Below are 1,939 nucleotides of genomic sequence, written 5' to 3'. Positions count from 1 at the left end.
AACGTCCTGGGCCTCCGTCAGCTCCTCAGGCATCGACCGAAGCAGGGCGGCGGCGAGGGTGAGCCAGCGTTCGGGACGCTCCTGATCCAGCCAGGCGAGCCCGCCCTCGGTGATCCGGAGCTCGGACGGCGCCTCTGCCTCGGGGCGAACGAGGGCCGCGAGTCCGGCGCTCCGGGCGAGGTCGAGGAGGGACTGGGCCGCGTCGGGCTCCTCCCCGGCGCCCTCGGCGAGCTGGCGGACCGCCCCGGCGGTCACCCGGCCGTTGGCGCGGAGCTTCGCCGGGCGCTCGCGCAGGAAGCGGAGCATCGCGCTCACGGCGCGGACCAGGTCAAAGGCCTGCTCGGACCAGGCCGAGCCGGGGGCGGCGGCGGTCGGGTCCGCCGCCGGGCCGGGCGCGGTCAGCTCGGGGTCCTCGCCCGCCGCGAGGAGCTCCGCGAGCACCTCGGCGATCTCGGGCGGTGCCACCGGGTCCTCGCCGCGCACCCCGGCGAGGCCGAGCTCCAGCGCGCGGCTCCACACGGCCGCGGGGGCTGTGCCCGTGCGCAGCGCGTGTAGCACCGCTCGATCGGCGCGGCTGAGACCCCGCTTGATGGACTCTGGACGAAGCAGGGAGCGGGCCAGGTCCAGCGGCGTTTCGACGCTGGCGGCGCCCACCACAGAGCGGCGATGGACGAGCCGGAGCAAGCCGTCCCGATCGGAGTTCGAGATGGCCGCCGCCAGGGTCAATGCGCCGCTCACTGGGGCGGCGCCGAGGGGTTAGCCGGTCGCATCCTGGCGGTTCGCCTTCTTCCGGCGGCTCATCGAGGTGATCAGCAGGATCACGATGAGCACAAACCCGACGGGGAGACCATACATGGAGATGAAGGTGACGGCCGGCCAGTACCAGGCGTCATAGATCGTGCTGTCCACCCCGGAAACCCACGCGGTCACCAGGACGAAGAGGAAGGAGATGACGGCGAGCGCCATCACGGTCACGATGAGGTAGGCGAGGACGCGCTCGAAGCGCGTTGCGGTGGGGGTATCTGCAGACATCACCCGCTAGCGTAGCCGCTTTTCCCCGGAATAACCCGTAGACTAGCGACGCGGAGCATCTGGGGTTTCCTCGCATGATCCGCTCTTTCTTTTCCGCCACTTGGCGCCCGCCCGGGACGCCGACTGAGACTGGGAGCGCGAATGCCAACGGGCAAGGTCAAGTTCTACGACGAAGACAGAGGCTTCGGCTTCATCGCCGGTGACGACGGCCAGGAAGTTTTCCTGCACGCCTCCGCGCTGCCCGCGGGCGCCGAGCCCAAGCCGGGGACCCGGCTTGAGTACGGCATCGCGGACGGCAAGCGCGGGCCGCAGGCGCTGTCCGTGCGCATCATCGACGCCCCGCCGCGATTGGCCAAGGTGCGCCGAAAGCCCGCCGATGACATGGCGATCATCGTGGAGGACCTCGTGAAACTGCTCGACGCCGTTGGTGGGCGGCTGAAGCACGGCCAGTACCCCGAGGGCGCCCAGTCCCGGCAGATCGCCACCATGCTGCGAAAGGTAGCGGACGACTTTGATGCCTAACTCCGAACATTCCCCCGAGGGGGCCCAGCCCGAGACGAGCGGGACGGACGTGTCCCGCGTGCCCGCCGAGACGGTCACCGAGTTTGATCGCTCGCTCCTGGCGGAGCGGGCGCTCGCGCTCGCCGGGATCCACGAGATCACGCCCGCCGCGACGGTGGGCGAGGCCGCTGGCTTCGAGGCGCACGACGCGCACACCGTGACGCTGTTCTTCGCCTGCCTCCTGCCGGGCTACCCCGACTGGCGCTGGGCCGCCTCCCTGACCCGGGTGGACGCGGACGCCCCGGCGACCGTGCTCGAGGTGGAACTGCTGCCGAGCGAGGCCTCCCTGCTGGCCCCGGACTGGCTGCCGTGGTCCGATCGGCTCGCGCAGTTCCAGGAGTCCCAG

4 protein-coding genes are annotated in these 1,939 nt (G+C 71.2%); 2 read left to right on the top strand and 2 right to left on the bottom strand.

The genetic code is table 11. The features are described from left to right. Both OOT08_RS05720 and OOT08_RS05715 read right to left on the bottom strand, forming a co-directional pair. Positions 1–738, bottom strand: a 738-nt coding sequence (locus tag OOT08_RS05720) for a hypothetical protein (RefSeq protein ID WP_325091618.1), incomplete at its 3' end; no start/stop codon positions are given. 18 nt (positions 739–756) lie between these two features. Then, entirely contained in the window at positions 757–1,032 is a 276-nt protein-coding gene (locus OOT08_RS05715) for a hypothetical protein (protein WP_325091617.1), read from the bottom strand. Positions 1,033–1,173: 141 nt separating this feature from the next. On the opposite strand from OOT08_RS05715, the gene OOT08_RS05710 reads away from it, so the two are divergent. Further along, on the top strand, positions 1,174–1,554 hold the full coding sequence (locus OOT08_RS05710; RefSeq protein WP_325091616.1) for a cold-shock protein: 381 nt from the start codon (positions 1,174–1,176) through the stop codon (positions 1,552–1,554). Beyond that, a partial coding sequence (locus tag OOT08_RS05705; RefSeq protein ID WP_325091615.1) for a DUF3027 domain-containing protein occupies positions 1,547–1,939 on the top strand: 393 nt, incomplete at its 3' end. The genes OOT08_RS05710 and OOT08_RS05705, both read left to right, overlap by 8 nt.

Source organism: Leucobacter sp. M11 (assembly GCF_035726885.1).
Lineage (GTDB): Bacteria > Actinomycetota > Actinomycetes > Actinomycetales > Microbacteriaceae > JAPFRB01.
The sequence above is the reverse complement of the archived record's forward strand: the minus strand, read 5'-3'. Positions and strand labels throughout refer to the sequence as shown.

What these genes read in the sequence shown, in the direction of transcription:
- OOT08_RS05710 (WP_325091616.1), top strand. Translation starts at nt 1,174, where the DNA reads ATGCCAACGGGCAAGGTCAAGTTCTACGACGAAGACAGAGGCTTCGGC.
- OOT08_RS05715 (WP_325091617.1), bottom strand. Translation starts at nt 1,032, where the DNA reads ATGTCTGCAGATACCCCCACCGCAACGCGCTTCGAGCGCGTCCTCGCC.